General features: G+C 74.6%; 22 protein-coding genes and 1 pseudogene. 12 read left to right on the forward strand and 11 right to left on the reverse strand.

The genetic code is table 11. The features are described from left to right. The 4 genes and pseudogenes from ACWENR_RS20990 to ACWENR_RS21005 form a co-directional block, all read right to left on the reverse strand. Window positions 1–664 (reverse strand): annotated as a pseudogene (locus ACWENR_RS20990) (hypothetical protein); the annotation flags it as partial. Window positions 665–795: 131 nt separating this feature from the next. Further along, window positions 796–1,515 (reverse strand): TIGR03936 family radical SAM-associated protein, encoded by a 720-nt coding sequence (locus ACWENR_RS20995; protein WP_452278686.1) that lies wholly within the window; start codon window positions 1,513–1,515, stop codon window positions 796–798. A gap of 197 nt (window positions 1,516–1,712) precedes the next feature. Continuing rightward, the gene (locus ACWENR_RS21000) at window positions 1,713–3,698 is read right to left on the reverse strand and encodes a TIGR03960 family B12-binding radical SAM protein (RefSeq protein ID WP_452278665.1); all 1,986 of its coding nucleotides are present in this window, start codon (window positions 3,696–3,698) and stop codon (window positions 1,713–1,715) included. Beyond that, on the reverse strand, window positions 3,695–4,774 hold the full coding sequence (locus ACWENR_RS21005) for an ATP-binding protein (protein ID WP_452278666.1): 1,080 nt from the start codon (window positions 4,772–4,774) through the stop codon (window positions 3,695–3,697). The genes ACWENR_RS21000 and ACWENR_RS21005 overlap by 4 nt, the downstream gene beginning before the upstream one ends. A gap of 86 nt (window positions 4,775–4,860) precedes the next feature. Here ACWENR_RS21005 and ACWENR_RS21010 point away from each other — a divergent pair, with 86 nt between their 5' ends. Continuing rightward, window positions 4,861–5,808, forward strand: coding sequence for a helix-turn-helix domain-containing protein (locus ACWENR_RS21010; protein WP_452278667.1), 948 nt, complete (start codon window positions 4,861–4,863; stop codon window positions 5,806–5,808). Between the two features lie 52 nt (window positions 5,809–5,860). Here ACWENR_RS21010 and ACWENR_RS21015 read toward each other — a convergent pair whose 3' ends face one another. Beyond that, a complete protein-coding gene (locus tag ACWENR_RS21015; protein ID WP_452278668.1) occupies window positions 5,861–7,063 on the reverse strand; it encodes an erythromycin esterase family protein in 1,203 nt (400 codons plus the stop codon). Window positions 7,064–7,209: 146 nt separating this feature from the next. Beyond that, the gene (locus ACWENR_RS21020) at window positions 7,210–8,061 is read right to left on the reverse strand and encodes a HEAT repeat domain-containing protein (protein WP_452278669.1); all 852 of its coding nucleotides are present in this window, start codon (window positions 8,059–8,061) and stop codon (window positions 7,210–7,212) included. A 113-nt stretch (window positions 8,062–8,174) separates the two neighbouring features. Here ACWENR_RS21020 and ACWENR_RS21025 point away from each other — a divergent pair, with 113 nt between their 5' ends. Together ACWENR_RS21025 and ACWENR_RS21030 are read left to right on the forward strand one after the other, a co-directional pair. Beyond that, entirely contained in the window at window positions 8,175–8,687 is a 513-nt protein-coding gene (locus ACWENR_RS21025) for an endonuclease domain-containing protein (protein ID WP_452278670.1), read from the forward strand. 118 nt (window positions 8,688–8,805) lie between these two features. Then, complete coding sequence (locus ACWENR_RS21030) at window positions 8,806–9,504, forward strand: class I SAM-dependent methyltransferase (protein WP_452278671.1); 699 nt, start codon at window positions 8,806–8,808, stop codon at window positions 9,502–9,504. Window positions 9,505–9,610: 106 nt separating this feature from the next. Here the strand turns inward: ACWENR_RS21030 and ACWENR_RS21035 are convergent, their stop codons facing one another. Further along, on the reverse strand, window positions 9,611–10,225 hold the full coding sequence (locus tag ACWENR_RS21035; RefSeq protein ID WP_452278672.1) for an ABATE domain-containing protein: 615 nt from the start codon (window positions 10,223–10,225) through the stop codon (window positions 9,611–9,613). 77 nt (window positions 10,226–10,302) lie between these two features. Between ACWENR_RS21035 and ACWENR_RS21040 the strand changes: the two genes are divergently transcribed. Beyond that, window positions 10,303–11,067 (forward strand): MBL fold metallo-hydrolase, encoded by a 765-nt coding sequence (locus ACWENR_RS21040; RefSeq protein ID WP_452278673.1) that lies wholly within the window; start codon window positions 10,303–10,305, stop codon window positions 11,065–11,067. A 142-nt stretch (window positions 11,068–11,209) separates the two neighbouring features. Here ACWENR_RS21040 and ACWENR_RS21045 read toward each other — a convergent pair whose 3' ends face one another. The 3 genes from ACWENR_RS21045 to ACWENR_RS21055 form a co-directional block, all read right to left on the reverse strand. Continuing rightward, on the reverse strand, window positions 11,210–12,670 hold the full coding sequence (locus tag ACWENR_RS21045; protein WP_452278674.1) for a hypothetical protein: 1,461 nt from the start codon (window positions 12,668–12,670) through the stop codon (window positions 11,210–11,212). Window positions 12,671–12,841: 171 nt separating this feature from the next. Then, window positions 12,842–13,522 (reverse strand): ABC transporter ATP-binding protein, encoded by a 681-nt coding sequence (locus tag ACWENR_RS21050; RefSeq protein ID WP_452278675.1) that lies wholly within the window; start codon window positions 13,520–13,522, stop codon window positions 12,842–12,844. Then, the gene (locus ACWENR_RS21055; protein WP_452278676.1) at window positions 13,519–14,538 is read right to left on the reverse strand and encodes an ABC transporter permease; all 1,020 of its coding nucleotides are present in this window, start codon (window positions 14,536–14,538) and stop codon (window positions 13,519–13,521) included. The genes ACWENR_RS21050 and ACWENR_RS21055 overlap by 4 nt, the downstream gene beginning before the upstream one ends. A 237-nt stretch (window positions 14,539–14,775) precedes the next feature. Between ACWENR_RS21055 and ACWENR_RS21060 the strand changes: the two genes are divergently transcribed. The 3 genes from ACWENR_RS21060 to ACWENR_RS21070 are packed head-to-tail and all read left to right on the forward strand — an operon-like array spanning window position 14,776 to window position 17,052. Further along, entirely contained in the window at window positions 14,776–15,972 is a 1,197-nt protein-coding gene (locus ACWENR_RS21060; protein ID WP_452278677.1) for a sensor histidine kinase, read from the forward strand. Next, a complete protein-coding gene (locus ACWENR_RS21065; RefSeq protein ID WP_452278678.1) occupies window positions 15,969–16,601 on the forward strand; it encodes a response regulator in 633 nt (210 codons plus the stop codon). Before ACWENR_RS21060 ends, ACWENR_RS21065 begins: the two co-directional genes overlap by 4 nt. 55 nt (window positions 16,602–16,656) lie before the next feature. Next, the gene (locus tag ACWENR_RS21070; protein WP_452278679.1) at window positions 16,657–17,052 is read left to right on the forward strand and encodes a cupin domain-containing protein; all 396 of its coding nucleotides are present in this window, start codon (window positions 16,657–16,659) and stop codon (window positions 17,050–17,052) included. A 4-nt stretch (window positions 17,053–17,056) separates the two neighbouring features. Here the strand turns inward: ACWENR_RS21070 and ACWENR_RS21075 are convergent, their stop codons facing one another. Beyond that, window positions 17,057–18,280, reverse strand: a complete 1,224-nt coding sequence (locus ACWENR_RS21075; RefSeq protein ID WP_452278680.1) for an MFS transporter — start codon at window positions 18,278–18,280, stop codon at window positions 17,057–17,059. 68 nt (window positions 18,281–18,348) lie between these two features. Here ACWENR_RS21075 and ACWENR_RS21080 point away from each other — a divergent pair, with 68 nt between their 5' ends. From ACWENR_RS21080 to ACWENR_RS21100, 5 genes are all read left to right on the forward strand, one after another. Next, window positions 18,349–18,846: a MarR family winged helix-turn-helix transcriptional regulator gene (locus tag ACWENR_RS21080; RefSeq protein WP_452278681.1), complete on the forward strand. Its 498-nt coding sequence runs from the start codon at window positions 18,349–18,351 to the stop codon at window positions 18,844–18,846. Window positions 18,847–18,910: 64 nt separating this feature from the next. Further along, window positions 18,911–19,429 carry a DUF2087 domain-containing protein gene (locus ACWENR_RS21085; RefSeq protein ID WP_452278682.1) on the forward strand — a complete coding sequence of 173 codons (519 nt, stop codon included), beginning with the start codon at window positions 18,911–18,913 and terminating at the stop codon, window positions 19,427–19,429. A gap of 52 nt (window positions 19,430–19,481) precedes the next feature. After that, entirely contained in the window at window positions 19,482–19,955 is a 474-nt protein-coding gene (locus ACWENR_RS21090; protein ID WP_452278683.1) for a MarR family winged helix-turn-helix transcriptional regulator, read from the forward strand. 77 nt (window positions 19,956–20,032) lie between these two features. Then, window positions 20,033–20,446, forward strand: a complete 414-nt coding sequence (locus tag ACWENR_RS21095; RefSeq protein ID WP_452278684.1) for a DUF6069 family protein — start codon at window positions 20,033–20,035, stop codon at window positions 20,444–20,446. A 134-nt stretch (window positions 20,447–20,580) separates the two neighbouring features. Then, window positions 20,581–21,006: an Hsp20/alpha crystallin family protein gene (locus ACWENR_RS21100; RefSeq protein ID WP_452278685.1), complete on the forward strand. Its 426-nt coding sequence runs from the start codon at window positions 20,581–20,583 to the stop codon at window positions 21,004–21,006. Window positions 21,007–21,046: the final 40 nt, after the last annotated feature.

Here is a 21,046-nt window from a genome sequence, read left to right on the forward strand (position 1 = left end):
CGACCTGCCGGCGCTCGCCCTCCCGGCCGGTGACGTAGTAGTCGGCGCCGAGGTATTCCATCATCGCGTCCAGGTCGGGGCGCTTCAGCGCGGCCACCTGGGTGGTGAGCCCGGCGACGTCGGCCGGGGCCTGCGCGGCCGGCTCGGCCGCCGCGGGGGCGGCCTTCTTCCGGCGGGTACGGGTCGCCTTGACCGGCGGCGCGGTCTCGGCGGGGGCCTCCCCCGCCGTGGCCGGCGGCTCCCCGGCGGCCTGCTCCTCGGCGGTCGACGCCGGTTCCCCGGCGGCCTTGGCGGTGGTGGCCTTGCGGCGGCGGCGCGTCGTCTTCGGGGCGGCGTCGAGGTCACCGGAGACCGGGGCGAGGACCTCGGCCTGGGGCGCCTCGGCGCTGCCCGGCACCGGGGCGGTCGACGCCTCGACCGGCGCCTCGGTCTGCTCCGGCTGGTTCAGCGGCGCGGTGCGCCGCCGGGTGGTACGCCGCCGGGCCGGCGCGACGGGCGCCTGTCCCGCCTCCGTCGCTCCGGCGTCGGCCGTGCCGGTGGCCGCGTCCTGCGCTCCCGTGCCGCTCGGGGCGCCAGTCGCGTTCCCGGTGGTGCTGTTGTCAGCGGTCTCGTCGGCCGGCTGTGAACCGGTCCGTTCGCCGCCCTCGGGCTCGTTCTCGAGCATGGACGTTCTCCAGTTCTGGCTGCCCCGGGCGCGGGTGAGCGCTGCCACGCAGGGTCGCCGCAAAAGTGTTTCCGCCGGGCGCGCAGGGTGCGCGACCGCCGAAGTCTGCCTGCCTGGACGCCGACCGACGGTCAGCGTCCACCGATGGTTGCCCCGTCGCGGTCCGCGTCCAACGGATCCGCGATCGCGCCCTGCGCGGTCAGCGTGCCCTGCGCCAGCCGGATCACCCTCGGGGAGACCGGCGGCTCCAGGTCGGCCACCACGCGGAGGCCGGAAAGGACGTCATCGGGCCGCACGGCGGGGGTGACCTGCCGCACGACCAGTTCGAGTATCGCACACGGTACGGCCGGGGCCCCGGAAGGCGTCTCCGTCGGCGGCACGACATCGATGTTCATCACCGCAGCCCGGGCATCGAACGTGCGGCGGCCCTGCTTGGTCATGCGCTCCACCAGCACCTCGTCGGCGGCGGTGAAGGCGGAAACCGCACGTTCCAGGACGGCGGGGTCGACCTCGGGCAGCTCGATCCGCCAGTGCGACGCCTCGATCCGGTCGGCAAGACTCCCGCCGCCGGCCACGACCGCGTCGAGCACGTCGAGCCCGGGCGAGAGCGCGGCGTCCAGCGCGGCGCGCAGCTCCTGCGGGTCGACCGGCTCCCGGAGGCCGATCTCCAGGTACTCCGCCTCGCTCGCGACCCCCGTGGGCGCGGCGCTGGCGTACGAGATCTTGGGGTGCGGGGTGAAGCCCTGGGAGAAGGCGATCGGCACGCCGGCCCGGCGCAGGGCCCGCTCGAACGCCCGCGCGAAGTCCCGGTGGGAGGTGAAGCGCAGTGGGCCGCGCTTGGCGTACCGGATCCGGACGCGCTGGACGACCGGCGCCTGGCCGCCCTCTGGCTGTGGTTTCCTACTGATCGTCGTGCTCCTCGTTCGGTCAGTATTGGTTGATCATGGCGTCATTGTCGACGACGCGCGGCGGCACCGCCACCGACGCCACGACCGGCCGCCACCGACTCCATGATCAACGGTGTGGGGCCCGGGCGGGGGGGCGACGGCTACTGCTGGGCGCCGGTGGGCAGCTTGAGGCCGTTGACCGGGGTGAGCGGGAGGAGCTTCCTCCCGGTCGGGCCGATCTGGATCTCGGTGTCCATCGAGGGGCAGACGCCGCAGTCGAAGCACGGGGTCCACCGGCAGTCGTCCTGCTCGTACTCGCTCAGCGAGTCCTGCCAGTCCTGCCAGAGCCAGTCCTTGTCCAGGCCGGAGTCCAGGTGGTCCCAGGGCAGGACCTCCAGCTCGTCGCGCTCGCGGGTCGTGTACCAGTCGAGGTCGACCCCGAAGGCCGGCAGCACCTCGGCTGCCGCGTCCACCCAGCGCTGGTAGGAGAAGTGCTCGCTCCAGCCGTCGAACCGGCCGCCGTTCTCCCAGACCCTGCGGATCACCGCGCCGACCCGGCGGTCGCCCCGGCTGAGCAGGCCCTCGATCAGCGAGGGCTCGCCGTCGTGGTAGCGGAAGCCGATCGCCCGCCCCAGCGAGCGGTCCGAGTTGATCGCCTGCTTGAGCAGCTTGAGCCGGCCGTCGATGACCTCCGGCCGCTCCATCGAGGCCCACTGGAAGGGGGTGTGCGGCTTCGGCACGAACCCGCCGATGGAGACCGTGCAGCGGATGTCCTTGGACCCGGTGGCGGCCCGGCCGGCCCTGATCACCTCGTGGGCCATGTCCGCGATCTCGAGGACGTCGGAGTCGGTCTCGGTGGGCAGGCCGCACATGAAGTAGAGCTTCACCTGCCGCCAGCCGTTGGTGTACGCCGTGACGACGGTGCGGATCAGGTCGTCCTTCGACACCATCTTGTTGATGACCTTGCGGATCCGCTCCGACCCGCCCTCCGGGGCGAAGGTCAGACCGGTGCGCCGCCCGTTGCGGGACAGCTCCTGCGCGAGGTCGATGTTGAACGCGTCGACGCGGGTCGACGGCAGCGAGAGCGAGACGTTGGTGCCCTCGTACTGCTGGGCCAGGCCCGAGCACATGTCGCCGATCTCGGAGTGGTCGGCCGACGACAGCGACAGCAGCCCCACCTCGTGGAAGCCGGAGAACTCCAGCCCCTGCTGCACCATCTGGCCGACCGTGGTGATCGAGCGCTCGCGCACCGGACGGGTGATCATGCCGGCCTGGCAGAACCGGCAGCCCCGGGTGCAGCCCCGGAAGATCTCCACCGCGTACCGCTCGTGCACCGTCTCGGCGAGCGGCACCAGGGGCTTCTTCGGGTACGGCCAGGCGTCCAGGTCCATCGTCGTGCGCTTGTGCACCCGGAAGGGCACGTCCGCCCGGTTCGGCACGACCCGCTGGATCCGGCCGTCGGGCAGGTAGTCCACGTCGTAGAAGCGCGGCACGTAGACGCTCTCGGTGCGGGCCAGGCGCAGCAGCAGCTCGTCGCGCCCGCCCGGGGAGCCCTCTGCCTTCCACTCCCGGACGATCCCGGTGATCTCCAGGACCGCCTCCTCGCCGTCGCCGAGCACGGCGGCGTCGACGAAGTCGGCGATGGGCTCCGGGTTGAACGCCGCGTGACCGCCGGCCACGATCACCGGATCGGCGTCGGTGCGGTCGGCGGCGAGCAGGGGGATGCCGGCCAGGTCGATCGCGGTGAGCAGGTTGGTGTAGCCCAGCTCCGTGGAGAAGGAGACGCCGAACACGTCGAAGTCGCGCACCGAGCGGTGCGCGTCGACGGTGAACTGCGGCACACCGTGGGCGCGCATCAGCCGCTCCAGGTCCGGCCAGACCGCGTACGTCCGCTCGGCGAGCACGTCGGGCAGCTCGTTGAGCACCTCGTAGAGGATCTGCACGCCCTGGTTGGGCAGGCCGACCTCGTAGGCGTCGGGATACATCAGCGCCCAGCGCACGGCCGCCGAGTCCCAGTCCTTGACCACCGCGCCCAGCTCGCCACCGACGTACTGGATGGGCTTGGTGACCTGGGGCAGCAGCGGCTCCAGCCGGGGCCAGACCGAATTGGTCGCGACGGGGCGCGGCGTGGTGGACGGGACGCTCATGATGCCCAAGGGTACGCGCCCCGCCGGGGGCGACCGCGCGGACGCCGCCGCCGCGCCGTCCGCCCCCGGACGGCCCTGTGGTCCCGCGCCCGCCGGTCCTGTGGCCCCGCGCCCGCCGGTCCTGTGGTCCCACGCCGCCGGTTCCGCTGTCCAACGCCCGGCGGGGCGGTCGTTCTGGCTGCCCCGCCGCCCGCCGTGCGGTTCGCCGGCGGTGGGCGGGATCGCCGCGTTGGCACGTCGGTACTAACCTCGGACCGGCGCGAGAGGAGATTGCCGCGATGCCGCAGCCGCAGCCGGGCCCGGACCGGCCGGCCGACGGGAGCACCCCGGGCCCGGACCAGGGCCGGGATCCGGCGCCCACCGGGCAGCCCACGTCCTCCCCCGCAGCGCCCGCTCGCACGGGCCCCGAGGGCACCCGTGAGCTGCCCGCCGACGACCCCGCAGCGACCACCGACGGCGGAGCGACCGCCGCCGGCCACGCGGTCGAGGCGGGCCACGCGGGCGACGCCGCCCACGCGGTCGAGGCGGGCGGCGCCGGTACCGAGGCCGGGCACGGGGAAGCAGCCCTCGCCGTCCCGAGCGGCGAAGATCATCACTATGCCCTCGGCGTGCAGGCGGCGGGCGGCGAACAGCAGCGGTTCGCGCGACGCCCGGTCGAGCCACTGCGCGTCGTCGACGAGGCACAGCAGTCCCGTCTCGTCGGCGTGCTCCGCCAGCAGGGACAGCACCGCCAGCCCCACCAGCATCGGCTCGGAGCCGGCCGCGGGCCCGAGCCCGAACGCCGCCTCCAGGGCCGTGCGCTGCGGGTCGGGTAGCGCGGGGAGGTGGCCGAGCGCCGGACGCAGCAGCAGTTGCAGCCCGGAGAAGGGCAGCTCCGCCTCGGACTCGACGCCCGTGCCGCGCAGCAGCCGCATGTCGCCGGCCGCCGCGACGGCGTGGTCGAGCAGCGCCGTTTTGCCGATGCCCGGCTCGCCCCGCAGCACCAGCGTCGAGCTGGTGCCGGCCCGCGCCGCCGTCAGCAGTTCGGCGATCGCGTCCTGTTCGGCCTTCCTCCCGTGCAGTTCCCCCGCGTCCATGATCCCATCCTGGCACTCCGCCGGGACGCCGCCGACGGGCCGACCGCGGCGGTGTCCGCAACGGCACGCCCCATACAATCCCCGACGTGAGCCCCGCCCCCCGTTCCGTCGCCGTCGTCGCCACCGACGGGATGCTGCACTTCGAGTTGGCCCTGGCCTACGAGGTCTTCGGCTCCGCCCCGGCCGCCCTGCCGGGCCCCTGGTACGACGTCCGGGTGTGCGGCACGCACGCCGTGCGGGTCGGCCGGTTCCTGCTGGAGCCGGACTGCGGGCTCGACGGGCTGGCCGACGTCGACACCGTGATCGTGCCCGCCCTGGCCGACGTCGACGTGGCTCCGCCCGCCGACCTGGTCGAGGCGGTGCGCGCGGCCCACGAGTCGGGCGCCCGGGTGGTCTCGCTGTGCACCGGCGTGTTCGTGCTCGCCGCCGCGGGCCTGCTGGACGGGCTGCGGGCGACCACGCACTGGGCCCACACCGAGGAACTCGCCGCGCGCTATCCCCGGGTGCTGGTGGACCCGGACGTGCTCTACGTCGACAACGGCAGCGTGCTCACCTCCGCGGGCAAGGCCGCGGCGATGGACCTGTGCCTGCACCTGGTCCGCCGCGACCACGGCTCGGCGGTCGCCAACGTCTTCGCCCGCCGCCTGGTCGTGCCGCCGCACCGGGCCGGCGGCCAGGCCCAGTTCGTCACCACGCCCGTGCCCGCCGAGGACGACCATCCCCTGGCCGACCTGCTGCCCTGGGTCATGCGGCGGCTGGACCAGCCGCTCACGGTGGAGGACCTGGCCCGCCAGGCGAACATGAGCTCACGCCACCTCGCCCGCCACTTCCGCTCGGTGACCGGCACCACCCCGCTGCAGTGGGTGCTGACGCAGCGGATCCGCCGCGCGCAGGAGCTGCTGGAGGCCACGGACGACAGCGTGGACACCATCGCCTCGGCAGCGGGGATGGGCACGGCGACGACGCTGCGCCGCCACTTCCACCGCACCGTCGGCGTGCCGCCGGACGCCTACCGCCGGACCTTCCGCGCGTGAGCCCGGCACGCTCCGGTCGACCGGGTCCCGGCGCGCTGCCGCCGCACCCTGCCTAGCCCTGCCGGGCGTCCCGGACGAACACCATCGCGTCGACGTCGGTCAGGTGCGCCGGGTCCAGCGGCGCGTAGCCGTACCAGGGGGACACGCGGGGAGCGGGTGCCGCGTCGCCCAGGACCGCGGCCAGCCGGCGGGCGTCGACGACGTACCGGTCCTCCGGGAGCGCGGACAGCATCCCCTCGACCGTGTCCGGGGGTGGGTCGTCCACGCCGTGGTGGCGGATCGTGCCGAGGGCCGTGGCGACGAAGCCGTACCCGTCGCCCAGGCGGGCGTCGACGATCGCGCCGGCGCTCCACCACCGCACCGGCCGGCCGCCCATCCGCATCCCGCTCTCGTTCCGCTGCAGATGGCCGTTGTGCGCGTTGACCAGCGCCGGGCTCCGCTCGGCGATGGCGAGCAGGTTGGCGGCCATCATCGAGGCCCGCACGGCCAGCAGTCCGGCCATGCGCCCGGGTGACGTGTCGGCCATGCGGGAGTGGTAGCGCAGCAGGCCGGTGGCGGTGCGCCCGTACAGGCGGGCCCGGTCCCACTCGTCCGGGGTGGACGCCGCGACGAGCTGTGGCGCCTGCGCGTCGAGCAGCGCCACCAGGTCGTCGGCGAGCAGTCGCAGCCGCGCGGCCTCGGGCGTCCGCCCCACGGACCGGGAGGGGTCCCTCATCGCGGCGGGTTCGGTCCACCGGTCGTCGTCGCCGAGCAGCCGGTCGAGCGTGTCGGCGGTGCAGGGGAGCAGGTCGGCGTCGGCCCGGGCGGCGAGGTGGTCGTGGAGCGCGGTGAGGGCCCGCCGGGGGCTCGCCGCGCCGGTGATCTCCAGCGGGCCGTCGAACCCGGCGAAGCGCAGTCGCTCGGACGCGGGCCGGTCCTCGTTGTACGCGCGCATCCAGCGCACCAGCTCCCGGTTGGCCGGGAAGGCGCCCCATCCGTGGCTGAAGCCGCGCTCCACGACCTCGTCGAGGGAGCCCCTGCCGGACGTGACGTAGTCGTCCACGACCAGGCCCGTCAGGCAGTCGCTCTCGACGGCGATCGTCCGGTAGCCCTCCTGCTCGACGAGCTGCCGGAACAGTTCGTTGCGTACGCCGAGCAGGGTCTCCTCGCCGTGGGTGGGCTCGCCCAGGGCGAGCAGCCTGGGCCGGGTCGGGAGCAGCCGCATGACGGTCGCGGCCTCGAGGGCGTGGACGGTGTCTCTGGTGCCAGCAGTCATGAACTCAACCGTATTCCTGAACCACCGGGTGAACCCTTTGCGCGCTCTGCGCTGGATGACGGCGCGCAACCTTCAAACGACGGGCAACGCGCAGGGCGCGTGCCGGGGACGGCTCCGTGCGGCCGGAGCCCCCGCGCGACGAGCCGTCAGAAGATGTCAGGGCGCCCGGGCGACCGATCGCACCGGCTGTCCTGGTCGTCGGCGCAGGCCGGCAACAGCGCCTCCGCCTCGTCGTCGGACCACGAGCGCAGGGCCTCCACCGCGCAGCGCCTGACCTCGGGGTCAACGTCGCCGACCGCGGCCACGACCGCTTCCCGAGCCCGGGGGTGACCCGCTCCGAAGACCGACCCCAGCGCACTCACCGCCTCGGCTCGCACCGACGAGTCCACGTCGGACCCGGCCTTGACGACCAGCTCGATGTGTTCGTCCCGCTGGCTCCAGTCGAGAACGCTCAGGCTCCACACCCCCACCCGACGCAGACCGGGATCCTCGGCGGCGAGGCACGACATGGCCTGCGCCAACGCCTCCGTGGGCGAGTCCCTGAACAGTTTGAGGACGTCACGTTGCAGCGTGTCGCCGTCGTCGTCGCGGTCCCCGACGAGTGCCCGCGACAAAGCGGGCAACGCGGCGGATCCGCAGGCCCCCGCCAGCACCCGCGCGATCTGATCGCGAGCGACGGAGTCACCGGCGGCAACGTACCGACGCAGCAGTTCCTCGAACCGGGGCTGAAGGAACCCGGCCGCGGGCCTCGCGAGCTGTTCGACCAGTCGCGCGGTACGCCGCCGGCGACCGGGGTCCTGATCGCCGTCCAGCCGCAGGACCAGCTCGTGGAGCGCCTGCCTCGGATCGGCCTGTTCCTGCTGACTGTCGATGAGAGTTCGCCACCCTTCCAGAGAGGAGTCAGAAACCGAAGGAGTTGAACGGGTCGGATCCCGACCTTCACGATCCGCATCCTTCAGGCCGGCCGGCGCCGGGGCAAAGAGGATTCGGCTGTCCACGTGTCGCCCCGACGGCGCGCCCTCGGCCGAGATTATTGGATTACCGGTAACAGTAATTCGATAGACGGTGCGGACAAATAGGACAGAACGGCAGCGCACCATAATGACTGTTCTTGGGTAACAACAATATGGAGTATTGTTGTTACGTGTCCAAGGTGTGCCGTCGGTGCGAGAAGACCCGACCGATCGAGAGCTTCCTGAAGGCCGGCCGCGAGTTGGTCTCGTGCGCACCGTGCCGCGAGTACGCCCGCGCCAACAACCACAAGAACCGCAGGGCCAATCCGGACAAGATCCGAGCCGACAACCTCTGGTCCCTCTACCGGATCCGGCCGCAGGAGTACGACGCGCGGCGTGCGGCCCAGGACTACCGGTGCGCCATCTGCGGTAGGCACGAGAGCGACCTGAAGGTCAGGTCCGGGGGCCGGCCACGACTTGACGGCACACCGACCGCTGAGCCGTTTCGCCTCGTCGTCGACCATTGCCACGACTCGCGGCAAGTACGTGGCCTGCTCTGCGGCGAGTGCGCCGTCGGGCTCGGCGCGTTCCAGGACTCACCCGACGCGCTCATGGCAGCCGCCCGCTACCTCCTCGCGCGGGAGGGCGCTCGTGCGGAGGCGTCAAGTTGAACGACCCGTCCCACCCGGTGTTGACGCCTTGGGTGGGGCCGCTGCGGCACGGACCCGGACTCGACGACGTGTGGCACCATCGACCGGCCCGACGAGCACCCACAGAAGCGAGGACCTGATGAGGGCCGACCACTATGACGGCTTCGCCGAGAGCTACGCGAGGGAAAACGAGTCGGGCCTCTTCAACGCCCACTACGAGCGGCCGGCGATGCTCAGGCTCGCCGGCGATGTCCACGGCCGTCGGATACTCGATGCGGGGTGCGGTTCCGGGCCCCTCTTCGAGGCCCTCCGTGCGAGGGGCGCGGTCGTCACCGGTTTCGACGCCAGCCCGGCGATGGTCGAGCTGGCGCGAAAGCGGCTGGGTGAGGACGCCGACCTGCGGGTGGCCGACCTCGGTCAGCCGCTACCGTTCGACGACGGCGCGTTCGACGACGTCGTCGCCTCGCTCGTGCTGCACTACCTGCGGGACTGGAAGGCGCCACTGTCCGAGCTGCGGCGCGTACTGAGGCCCGGTGGCCGCCTCCTTTTGTCGGTCAACCACCCCCGCGTCCTGGAGGCGAGCGACCCCGGCGCCGACTACTTCTCCGTCACCGAGTACTCGGACGAGTACACCTTCGGCGACGAGCGCGCGGTGCTGACCTTCTGGCACCGGCCCCTGCACGCCATGAGCGACGCGTTCACCGAGGCCGGCTTCCGCATCGCGGTCATCAGTGAGCCTCCCTTCGCACCCGACACCCCGCGCGAGCTCCTTCCGCCCGAGCTGGGCGACCGGAAGGCCTTCATCTGTTTCCTCTTCTTCGTCCTGGAAGCGCACTGACGGCCGCGCCGAGTCGCTGCGGGAAGGCACTGACCGTGTGCTACGCGTCCGCCGGCGGTGGGCGCGTATCCTCGGGCCTGCCGCGTCGAACGGGTGCGCTCCGGGGTCAGCGTGTCTCCGCGCGGGTGCGCCGGGCGTAGGCGCGGGCCGCGCGGGCGCGGTCGCCGCAGCGGATGGAGCACCAGTGCCGGCGGGCGTGGGTGCGCAGCAGGTAGCGGGTGCAGGGGGCGGAGCCGCAGGCGGCGAGGCGCTCGGCGTGCGGGCCGGTCAGCAGGTCGGCGGCGTCGGCGGCCAGGACCGCCATGGCGTGGTCGACGAGTTGCGTGACGGGGTGCGCGGGAGCGCGGTGCAGGCCGCGGGCCTGGTCCCAGCACAGCAGGCTCGCGGCGGGCGCCGTGGTCAGCGCGTCGTTGATCGTGTCGAGGGCGTCTGTCGGGGCGGGGCGCCCGTCGATCCGGGCGGCGATCAGCGCTCGTGTCTGTTCGCGCAGCGCGCGCAGCCGCCCCGCGCACACCTCCCGCAGCCCCGTTCCGGGCGGGGTGAGCTGGCGTTCGACCAGCCACCGCGCGGCGTCTCCGGGGGTGCCGAGGAGATCGAGGGGCTGGCCGCCGGGGAGGACCAGGGCGCTGTTGGCGAAGTCCAGCGAGACGTGCTGATCGGCACCCGGCGCCTGATTCGGGCCGGCGGCCCCGACGATCGCGGATTCCGTCACGCCTCTCATGTTACATCTTGCGTTTTACCGTGATGGTCGCCTACGTTTCTCACGGCAAATCGAACCCTCTACCGTGAGGAACCATCGTGACCGACACCAGCACCACCGCCGTCCCCGTCCGCGTCGTCGGCGGCCCGACCGCCCTCGTCGAGTACGGCGGGCTCAGGTTCCTGACCGACCCGACCTTCGACGCCCCCGGCGACTACCCGGAGGCCCCGGGCGGGGTCCTCACCAAGACGGCTCCCGCCTCCGACACTCCGGCGGGCGTGGGCCCGGTCGACGTGGTGCTGCTCTCCCACGACGAGCATCCGGACAACCTCGACAACGCCGGTCGGGCCCTGCTCGCCGACGTTCCCCTCACCGTCACGACCACCGGCGGCGCGGGTCGGCTCGGTGGCACCGCCCGGGGCCTGGCGCCCTGGGAGTCCGTCGAGCTGGAGCGCCCCGGCGGCGGCACGGTGACCGTGACCGCCGTGCCCGCCCGGCACGGGCCGGAGGGCTGCGAGCCGATCACCGGCGAGGTCATCGGGTTCGTGCTGACCGCCGCCGACCTGCCCACGGTCTACGTCAGCGGCGACAACGCCGCGCTGGATCTGGTCCGGCAGATCGCCGACCGGTTCGGGCCGGTCGACACCGCCGTACTGTTCGCCGGGGCCGTGCGCACGCACATGTTCGACGGCGAGCTGCTCACACTCGACGGCGCCCGGGCCGCCGAGGCCGCCCGCATCCTGGGGGCGCGTCGGGTCGTGCCCGTGCACGTGGACAGTTGGGCGCACTTCACCGAGGGCCGGGACGACGTCGTCGACGCCTTCGCCCGGGCCGGCCTGGCCGACCGGCTCGACCTGGGCTGAGCCACCAGCCGCCGCCGGCCACCAGCGAACAGCCGTCAGCCGTAAGCCGGCAGCGGCGAGCTGTTAGCCATCACCGGCGAGCCTGGTGGAGCGACACCGGAGGCCCGGCCAGGCGCCGCGCGGGGCGGTGCGCCCCGGCGGGTCAGGCGCGCGCGCCGCCGAAGCCGAGCAGGACGGCGAGGCCCAGCGCGCTGCGCGGGGCGTACGGCACCCGCCACAGCCCGCCGTGCGCGGCGCCGTACGCCTCGTCCTGCCAGGGGTGCGGCAGCGCCGGGCCGCCGGTGCGCAGGGCGTGCACCAGGAGCGCGGCCATCAGCGTGTTGCTGGTGGCCGGCTCGAACACCTCGATGCCGAAGCGGTGCGCGCCCGCGTACGCGGCGGCGAGGGCGCGGTTGCGCACCACCGAGCGGGTGCGGGTGGGTGGCGCCACCGCGAACGACACCGTCGCCCCCGCGTCCCGGGCCACCGTCGCCCGCCACCGCTGGAGCCGTTTCGCCAGCGCGTAGTTGGGACCCTGCTGCGGAACGAGGCTGTCGTTGACGCCGGGATCGGCGTCCGGCGGGTAGTTGCGGTGCAGGAGCCTGCCCCCGGAGGCGACCCGCAGCGACCGCCGGACGACGCCGCGCGCGGCGTAGCCCCGTTCGGCGTGCCGCACCGCGTCGCCGGGCACGGCGAAGACGTCGGTGGGGGTGGCCAGGAACGCCAGCGCCACGTCGTCGCGGCGCTCCTGCAACCGGAGCGTGAGCGCGTCGACGGCGGTGGCGACCCGGACGTTGGTCGCGCCGTCGGCGTAGACGTAGTTGCCCAGCACGAGCCGGCCGTCGACGCCGAGCAGCCAGTCGGCGACCCGCGGGAGGTGGTGCAGCAGGTCGGCGCCCGCGTGGGCGGCGAGCGCGCCGTCGTCGGGGTCGGTGCCGGCCGGCACCGGCAGGTGGAGCCGGCCGGCGGAGCGCCGCGCCGTGTGCAGCAGGCGTCGCCAGATCTCCGGGCGCGGCAGGTCGACGGCGACCACGTCGCCGCCCCAGCGCAGCACCGACGGCAGGGGGCCCATCTCGGCGCCCGCGCCGAGCACCACGACGCGCTGGTCGCGCAGGTTGAGCCAGTCCGGGTTGGCCATGACGGCGCGTACCGCGTCGGCGCAGGACGGTTCGACGACGCCGGCGGCGACCCACGCGTCGAGCCGGCGACGCAGGTCGTCGCCGCGCAGCCGCTGACCCCGGTACGGCAGGGACAGCTCGCGCTCGGCCTCCGCGGTGCCGGCGACCGTCGCGGTGTGCAGCGGCGCGGCGTCGGCGGGGGCGGCGAACACCTCGCCCAGGCCGGTCTCGGTGCCGTCGGCGCGCACCACGGTCATCCGCCGGTGCAGGGAGGCGAGCCCGTCCCGGGCGATCGTCACCGCGGCGTCGCGGGAGAGCAGGCCCGCCTCGACGAGCCGCCGGAAGTGCCCGAGGTAGCCGTGCCGCCAGTTGGTCTCGTGCTCGGCCGAGCGCGCGCCCACCGGATCGACGGCGCGCAGGGCGTCGGCGACGACCGCCCGCCCGAGCGCGGAGGTGCTGCGCCCCGCGTCGGTTGTCGGGAACACCACCCCGGTCGGACCCTCCACGGCCACCGCCTTCCCGTCACCGGCCCGTCGGGCCGCCCCTCGATCGTCGGTGCCACTCTGCCGTACGCGGCGGCGGCGCGCAGCGCCCGGGCCCCGCGCGGCGGCGCGGCGCCGGTGATCCCCGGGCTGGCCGCCGCCGCGCGGAGGGCCCCTGACCGGGCAGCGAACCGGTCAGGTCCGGGTGGGTACGCGCAGGCGGCCGTCGACCATCTCGGCGACGGCGTCGACGCGGTCGAGGTGGCCCCGGTCGTGGGTGACCAGCACGGTGGCGGTGCCGCGCTGCCGGGTGAGCCCGGTGAGCAGGTCGACGATCGCCGCGCCGCGTTCGTGGTCCAGCGCGCTGGTCGGCTCGTCGACGAGCAGCACCGCCGGGTCGTTCATCAGGGCACGGGCGATGTTGATCCGCTGGCGTTGCCCGCCGGAGAGCTGGTGCGGACGGCGGCCGGCCTGCCCGGTCAGCCCCACGGCGGCCAGCAGTTCGGCGGCGCGCTCGCGGCCGGCCCGGCGCGGGCCGCCGCCGAGGTGGGTGATCACCTCCAGCTGTTCGGCGGCGGTCAGCGACGCGATGAGGTGGGGCTGTTGGAAGACGATCCCGACCTTCGCGCGCCGCAGGGCGGTGGCCTGCCGGCGGCTCAGGCCGGTGGTGTCGGCGCCGGCGAGGACGACCCGGCCCGAGTCGGGGGTGACCAGGGTGGCGGCCACCGCCAGCAGGCTCGACTTGCCGGAGCCGGACGGGCCGACGACGGCGGTCGTGGTGCCGGCCGGCACGCGCAGGCTGACCCGGTCGAGCGCGGTCAGCCGGGCGTCGCCGTCCGGGTAGGTGAGGGTGACGTCGGTCAGGTCCAGGCTCATCGGGCGCTCCCCAGGGCGGTCAGCGGGTCGACGGAGGTGATGCGGCGTACGGACAGGGCGGCGCCGACGGCGCCGAGGGCCACCATCACGGCGGCCGGCAGCAGGACGGATCCGCCGGTGAGCGCGAACGGCACCGTGCCCGACGCCGCCGCGCCGATCGTCACCGCCAGCCCGGTGCCGGCGGCCGTTCCGGCGAGCAGCAGCACCAGGGCCTGTCCGAGTGCGTCGCGCAGCAGGTGGCCGGTGGTGGCGCCGAGCGCCTTCAGCACCGCGATGTCGGGGCCGCGCTGGATGGTCCACACGGTGAAGAACGCGCCGACGACCAGGGCGGAGATCGCGAACAGCATGCCGCGCATGAGCTGGAGCGAGCCGTTCTCGGCGGTGTACGAGCCGATCGCGGACAGCGCCGCCGCGCGGGTGACGGTGCGGGTGCCGGCCTGCCGGTCGGCGGCGGCCAGGTCGACGTCGCCGGCGGTGGTCAGCGCGATGACGGTGGCGGAGTCGGCGGTCGCGCCGGGGGCGAGGCGCTGCCAGTCGGTCAGGTCGGTCCAGACGACCGGGGTGTGGCTGTGGGAGGCGTCGCCGGCCACCGTGGCCACGGTCAGCCGCCGCCCGCCGACGGTCACCTCCTGACCCGGGCGGGCGTCGAGGGCGTCGGCCGCCCCGCGCGACAGCACGACCTGTCCGGCGCCGACGGGGCCGGGGGCCAGCCGCGAGTCGGCTGCGACCCCGAACGCGGACAGCGCGGCGGTGCGGTCGCCGGCGCTGACCCTCGTGGTGGCGATGCCGAGCGGGTCGGCGCGCGTCACCCCCGGCACGGCGTGCCACTGCCGCCACTGCCGCGCCGTCACGGTCGACTCGGTGAAGGAGAGCGCCTGCCCACCGGCGGGGGCGGCGAACGCCAGGTGCTCGGCGGGCAGGTCGGTGATCGCCGAGGTGCTGTCCCGGCCCAGGCCGGCGGTCAGGCCGGAGAGCAGGACGACCAGCAGCGTCATCAGCGTGACGACCGTACCCATCAGGGCGAACCGGCCCCTGGCGAACCGTAGATCTCTCCACGCGACGAACACGAGCGCATCAGCCTTCCGTTGGCGGGCGGGCGGGCGGGCCGCGGCGGCGACCCGGCACCAACCCTCGCCCGGCCACCGCCGGCCGGCATCGCGCGGCGGATCGCATCCGGCGCGTCGAAGTGCGCAGGTCAGGATCAACCCTTTGGTTGATGGCGGCGGCCGTGCGCGCCCTAGCCTGGAGGCATCGTGAACCCGGAATCGCTCGCCCGGCCGCTGCGGGTGCTGCGCGTCTGCCTGCACCTGCTGGTCGCGGGTCTGCTCGCGGTGGTCGCCGTACGTGCCCTGGCGGGGCCGGCGTCGCACCGCGCCGCCGTGTTCGCCGCGGTGCTGGCGGTGGCCGGCGGCTACGCGGTCGGCGCCGCGCTGCCGTCGGTGCGCCGGTCCCGCCGCGCGGCGGCGGCGTGGCTGGCGGTGCTGACCGCCGGGTGGTTGGTGCTGCTCGGCCTCACGCCCGACGGGGTGTGGCTGGCGTTCCCCCTGTTCCTGCTGCACCTGCACCTGCTGCCGACACGGTGGGGGGTCCTCGCGGTGGCCGCGACGACCGTGGCGGCGGTCGGCGGCGTGCTCGGTCACCAGGGGGCCGTCACGCCCGGTGCGGTCCTCGGCCCTGTCCTGGGCGCCGGCGTCTCCGTCGGCACCGTGCTGGGCTACCAGGCGTTGTACCGGGAGAGCGAGCAGCGCCGGCGGTTGATCGAGCAGTTGACCGCCACCCGCGCCGACCTGGCCGCCGCCGAGCACGCCGCCGGTGTCCTGGCCGAACGGGAGCGGCTCGCCCGCGAGATCCACGACACCCTCGCGCAGGGGCTGTCCAGCATCCAACTGCTGCTGCGTGCCGCCCAGCGGGCCCTGCCGGGGCGGACCGACGTCGCCGCCGAGCACGTCGAGCAGGCCCGCCGGACCGCGCAGGACAACCTGGCGGAGGCCCGGCGGTTCGTCCGCGCCCTGGCCCCGCCCGGCCTCGACGGCGGCTCGCTGCCCGCGGCGCTGCGCCGGCTGTGCGCCACGACCGCCGCCCGGTCCGGGCTGGCCGTGCGCTTCCGGCTGGACGGTACGGCGGTGCGCCTGCCCACCCCGCACGAGGTGGCGCTGCTGCGCATCGCGCAGTCGGCGCTGGCCAACACGGAACGCCACGCGGGCGCGACCAGCGCCGAGGTGACGTTGCGCTACGGCGGGCGCGGCGTGGTCCTCGACGTGGCCGACGACGGGGGCGGCTTCGACCCCGACGACGTCGCCGAGGGCGGCGGGTTCGGGCTGGCGGCGATGCGGGCGCGGGCCGAGGAACTGGGCGGGACGCTGACCGTGGCGTCGACGCCCGGCCGGGGCACGGCGCTGGCCGTCCGCTTCGCCCGGCCGACGACCGAAGGGACACCGGCGACCGCATGAGCCGACCGATCCGGCTGCTGCTGGCCGACGACCATCCGGTCGTACGTGCCGGTCTGCGCGCCGTTCTCGCGACCGAACCGGACTTCGAGGTGGTGGCCGAGGCCGCCACCGCCGAGCAGGCCGTCGCGCTCGCCGACCGGGACCGGGTGGACGTGGTGCTGATGGATCTCCAGTTCGGCGCGGGCATGCACGGCGCCGACGCCACCGCCGCCATCGCCGCGCGCCCCGACGGCCCGGTGGTGCTGGTGCTGACCACCTACGACACGGAGGCCGACATCCTCGCCGCCGTCGAGGCCGGCGCGGCGGGCTACCTGCTCAAGGACGCCCCGCCGGAGGAGCTCGCCGCCGCGGTGCGCGCCGCCGCGGCCGGCAGGTCGGCTCTCGCCCCGGCGGTCGCCCACCGGCTGATCGACCGGATGCGTGCCCCGGGCACGGCGCTGAGCCGCCGCGAGACCGAGGTCCTCCAACTCGTCGCCGACGGGTTGTCGAACCAGCAGATCAGCAGGCGGCTGCACCTGAGTCAGGCCACCGTCAAGACGCACCTGGTCCACGTCTACGGCAAGCTCGGGGTCGACTCGCGTACGGCGGCGGTGGCCGCCGCCCGGGCGCGCGGGTTGATCCGCCGCTGACGCGTACGGTCCGCCGGGGCTGACAGGCGACTGCCGGCGCGGCGAGGATGGCCGGATGAGAAACGAGCCGATCGAGCTGGCGGGCGCGCTCGCCAGCTTCACCGAGCTGTGGAGCCCGCGCATCGTCACGCGGGTCAACGACTACGACGTACGGGTCGCGAAGGTGGCCGGCGAGCACGTCTGGCACGCCCACGACGACACCGACGAGTTCTTCCTGGTCCTGGAGGGGGAGTTGCGCATCGCCCTGCGGGACGGCGACGGGGGCGCCGAGCGGGAGGTGGTGCTGCCCCGTGGCGCGGTCCACGTGGTGCCGCGCGGGGTGGAGCACCGGCCGTCGTCGCCGGGCGGCGCGTCGATCCTGATGTTCGAGCCGGCGGGCACCCTGAGCGTCGGGGACCGGCACGACCCGGTGCCCGACCACGTGGACGCGACCACGGGCCACCAGCTCTGAGCGCTCACCGCGCGGCGGCCACCGGGTCGCCGCGCGGCGCCGGCGTGTCGGTGACCCGGCGCACCCCGGGCACGGCGGCGGTCCCGGCGCAGGCGACGAGGACCAGCGCGCCCGCCACGAGCAGCGGCACCGAATCGCCCCAGGCACGCGCCGTGATCGGCGCGAGAGCGTAGCCCACCGGCATCGCCGCCAGTGAGACCAGCCAGTCGTACGAGGCGACCCGGGCGAGGACGGGCGGCGGGATCTGTCCCTGCACGACGGTCTCCCACACCGGGTTGAGGTAGCCGAGGGCGGCCAGCGCTGTCCCGTAGGCGGCGACGACCAGCGGGGCGGGCGCGGCGGCGGCGAGCAGGATCAGCGGCACGGCGTAGCCGGCGAGCCCGAGGTTGGCCAGCAGCACCGGGCGGCGGGGCCGGATCCGGGCGGCGAGCAGTGCGCCGGCGAGCATGCCGACCGCGCCGGCCTGCAGCATCAGCACCCAGACGTCCTCGCCGCCGAGGCGTCGCACGGCGATCGCCGGGCCGAGCGTGGTCAGGACGGCGGCGGCCCCGTTCCAGACGCCGTGGCCGATCAGGCTGGTCCAGAGCCAGTCGCGGCTGCGGACCTCCCGCCAGCCGTGCGCGAGGTCGGCGAGGATGCTGCGTCTCGGTACCGGGACGTGGTGGACCCGGACGACCGTGAGCAGCAACGCGCTGAGCGCGAACGTCGCGGCGTCGAGGACGAACGCCCAGCCTGGGCCGGCGGCCCAGATCAGCGCCCCGGCCAGCGCGGGGCCGGCGAGGCGGCTGGCGTTGGCGGTGACGCCCAGCAGCGCGTTGGCCTGCTGCCGCTGGCTCGCCTCGACGGTGCCGGCGACCAGGGGCGAGGCGGTGGGCAGGGCGAACGCGGCCGCGGCGCCGCCGACGGCGGAGGCCACCGCGATCACGCCGAGCGACGCCTGGCCGAGCAGTTGAAGACCGACGACGAGCTGCGAGAGGCAGCGCACGAGGTCGGCGAGGATCGCGACGCGGCGGGCGTCGAGCCGGTCGGCGAGCACGCCGCCGAGGGGTAGCAGGAGCAGGCGGGGGAGCATCGCGCAGGCCAGCACGACGGCGAGCGCGCCGGTGGAGCCGGTCGCGCGGAGCACGGCGAGGGCCAGGGCGGCCGGTACGACGGCGTCGCCGACGGCGGAGACGGTGCGCCCGAGGAAGAGCAGCCGGAACGAGCGTCTCCGGAGGGGATGAGGCATGCCAGCAGACTACTTCGACATCGAATAGTTCGACAACGAAGATTGCTGGCTGGCATAGGGTGATCGGCATGACCGCCCGCGACCGGATCGACCAGCACGTGGAACGCTGGCGGGTCGTGCTGCCCGATCTCGATCCGGACGTCGAGGGGGCGGTGACCCGGATGCAGTTCCTCACCCGACACCTGCGGGAGGACAAGGAACGCGTTCTGGCCCGGCTCGACCTGCAGGGGCACGAGTTCGACACGCTGCAGGCCCTCGCCGGCCGGCGGGGCCGGGCGGCCCCCTCCGACCTGGCCCGCGACCTTGCGATGGCGCCCGCGTCGGTCACCGCCCGGGTCGACGGCCTGCTGCGGCGAGGGCTGGTGCGCCGGATCCCGTCCGTCACCGACCGGCGCCGGGTCGACGTCGAACTCACCGACGCCGGCCGGGCGGCCTGGCAGGGGGCCATGGAGGTGCGCGGCGCGGAGGAGTGGCGGTTGCTCGCCGCCCTCGACCCCGACGAGCGGCGCCTGCTGTCCGACCTGCTGCGCCGGATCGTGCGGCGCGCCGAGGAGCCGCGCGGCTGACCGCAGGCGGTCGACGGCGAAATGCCGTGGCGGCGGTCGTACGGCTGCTGGCAGGGTGGCCGGCATGACAGCGCAGGCTCTGGCGGGGGCGCTCGCCGACGACGTACGACGGCAGGTCTTCGCGGCGATCGTGTTGGGCGGCGCCGACGCCTCGGCGGTGGCCGAGCGGACCGGCCTCGCGGCGCGGCAGGTCGTCACCGCGCTCCGGCGGCTGGTCGACGCGGGCCTGGTGGCCGGCGTCGACGGCGGATTGCGGGTGGACGTCGACCGGCTGCGCGAGGCCGCCCGCACGCCCGCCGTCGCGCGGCCGGAGGGGGAGCCCGCCGACCGGGTGCTGCGCACGTTCGTGCGCGACGACGCGCTGGTCGGTCTGCCGGCGCAGCGCGGCCGGCGGCGGGTGGTGCTGGCCCGCGTGGCCAGGTCCTTCGAGCCCGGGGTGCGCTATCCGGAGCGGGCGGTGGACGAGGTGCTGCGCGGCTGGTGCGCCGGCGGCGGCTCCGACCACGTGACCGTGCGGCGGTACCTGGTCGACGAGGGCTTGCTGGCCCGCGAGCACGGCGTCTACTGGCGCGTCGGCGACTGAACGTCCGCGCCGCGAACCGTCTGCCGCCGGAGCATCTTGTTAGCCTCGGCGCATGACCTCGTGCGCGCCGGGCGGCACCCCTGACCTGATGTTCATGCTCTCCTGGGCCAGTCACGCGCTGATGGCGGAGCACGCGGCGGGCGTGGCCGAGCTCGGCATCTCGCCCCGGGCGCACTGCGTGCTGCTCAGGGCCCGGCAGGGCGGGCTGACGCAGCGCCAGCTCGGGGAGCTGTGCGGGATCGACAAGACCACGATGGTCGTCACCCTCGACCAGTTGGAGACCGCCGGCCTGGCGCGGCGCCGCCCGTCGCCCAGCGACCGGCGGGCCCGCCTGGTGGAGGTCACCCCGGAGGGGGAGAAGGTCCTCGACTCCGCGCAGCGGATCGCCGCCCGGATCCAGCAGGACGTGCTGGCGGCGCTGCCCGAGGAGGATCGCGCGGTCTTCGTCAGGTCGATCGAGAGCCTGGTCGGCGGCCGGCTCAGCGGCGCGGGCGACTGCGGGCCCGGCGGTCGCGTCGAGTGTTAGTTCCGCGCTAGATAGTTTCGGCCGGGACGATCTGATACGGTCGCATCTGTTGGTGTCCCCCTGACCCAGGAGCAGCCGTGAGCGCGACCGCAGAAACCGTCCCCACCACCCCGTCCGTCCGCCGCCGAGCCCTCGGCGTCGGCGCCGCCGTCGCGGCCTCCGCGTTGATCTGGATCGCCGGCGCGATCGCGGGCGTCGACTACACGGTGGAGAACCCGGGCCAGCCCGCCTTCACCGTCGGGCTCGCTCCCGTCCTCGTCTTCTCCCTCGGCTCCGCCCTGGTCGGCTGGGCCGGGCTGGTCGTGCTGGAGCGCCTCCTCGGCCGGCGGGCCGGTGTCGTCTGGACGGTCGTCGCGGTGGTGCTGGCGCTGCTCTCCCTCGTTCCGGTCGTCGCCACGGACGCGACCGGCGGAGCCAAGGCCGCCCTGGGCGCGATGCACCTGGCGGTGGCCGCGGCGCTGATCCCCCTGCTCCCGGCGCGCCGCGCCTGACCGGCCCGGCGGTCCTGGTTCGAGGAGGCCCCGGAGTTGACGACTCCCGCGCCGCGCGCTAAACAAGAAGAGGAAGTTGAGTCGCCCAGACTCAACTAAGGACCTTCGGCCAGGAGAACCGAGGAGGCAGGACCATGTTGATGCGCACCGACCCGTTCCGTGAGATCGACCGGCTCACCGAGCAGTTCTTCGGCACCACCGCCCGCCCGGCGGTCATGCCGCTGGACGCCTACCGCGACGGGGACTGGTTCTACGCGGCGTTCGACCTTCCCGGCGTCGACCCGGACAGCATCGACTGCACGGTGGAGCGCAACGTGCTGACCGTCCGCGCGGAGCGGCGCCGGCCCACCGGCGACAACGTCGAGCTGGTCGCCGCCGAACGCCCCATGGGCACCTTCACCCGCCGGCTGTTTCTCGGCGACACTCTCGACACCGACAAGCTCGAGGCCGGCTACGAGCACGGCGTGCTGACCCTGCGCATCCCGGTGGCGGAGCGGGCCAAGCCCCGCCGCGTCACGATCACGGCCAACGGCGACGGCCGCAAGCAGATCAGCGCCTGAAAACGCGACGTGACCGGGGCGGGGGGAGTGCACCTCCCGC

The sequence above is a fragment of the Micromonospora sp. NPDC004336 genome (genome assembly GCF_053602615.1).

Bases quoted from the DNA above. Each gene is read 5' to 3' on its own strand.
- ACWENR_RS21075 (WP_452278680.1), bottom strand. From the start codon at position 18,280: ATGCCTCATCCCCTCCGGAGACGCTCGTTCCGGCTGCTCTTCCTCGGG.
- ACWENR_RS21050 (WP_452278675.1), bottom strand. From the start codon at position 13,522: ATGAGCCTGGACCTGACCGACGTCACCCTCACCTACCCGGACGGCGAC.
- ACWENR_RS21080 (WP_452278681.1), top strand. From the start codon at position 18,349: ATGACCGCCCGCGACCGGATCGACCAGCACGTGGAACGCTGGCGGGTC.
- ACWENR_RS21085 (WP_452278682.1), top strand. From the start codon at position 18,911: ATGACAGCGCAGGCTCTGGCGGGGGCGCTCGCCGACGACGTACGACGG.
- ACWENR_RS21035 (WP_452278672.1), bottom strand. From the start codon at position 10,225: ATGAGAGGCGTGACGGAATCCGCGATCGTCGGGGCCGCCGGCCCGAAT.
- ACWENR_RS21065 (WP_452278678.1), top strand. From the start codon at position 15,969: ATGAGCCGACCGATCCGGCTGCTGCTGGCCGACGACCATCCGGTCGTA.
- ACWENR_RS21030 (WP_452278671.1), top strand. From the start codon at position 8,806: ATGAGGGCCGACCACTATGACGGCTTCGCCGAGAGCTACGCGAGGGAA.
- ACWENR_RS21070 (WP_452278679.1), top strand. From the start codon at position 16,657: ATGAGAAACGAGCCGATCGAGCTGGCGGGCGCGCTCGCCAGCTTCACC.
- ACWENR_RS21100 (WP_452278685.1), top strand. From the start codon at position 20,581: ATGTTGATGCGCACCGACCCGTTCCGTGAGATCGACCGGCTCACCGAG.
- ACWENR_RS21000 (WP_452278665.1), bottom strand. From the start codon at position 3,698: ATGAGCGTCCCGTCCACCACGCCGCGCCCCGTCGCGACCAATTCGGTC.
- ACWENR_RS21005 (WP_452278666.1), bottom strand. From the start codon at position 4,774: ATGGACGCGGGGGAACTGCACGGGAGGAAGGCCGAACAGGACGCGATC.
- ACWENR_RS21090 (WP_452278683.1), top strand. From the start codon at position 19,482: ATGACCTCGTGCGCGCCGGGCGGCACCCCTGACCTGATGTTCATGCTC.
- ACWENR_RS21055 (WP_452278676.1), bottom strand. From the start codon at position 14,538: ATGGGTACGGTCGTCACGCTGATGACGCTGCTGGTCGTCCTGCTCTCC.
- ACWENR_RS21015 (WP_452278668.1), bottom strand. From the start codon at position 7,063: ATGACTGCTGGCACCAGAGACACCGTCCACGCCCTCGAGGCCGCGACC.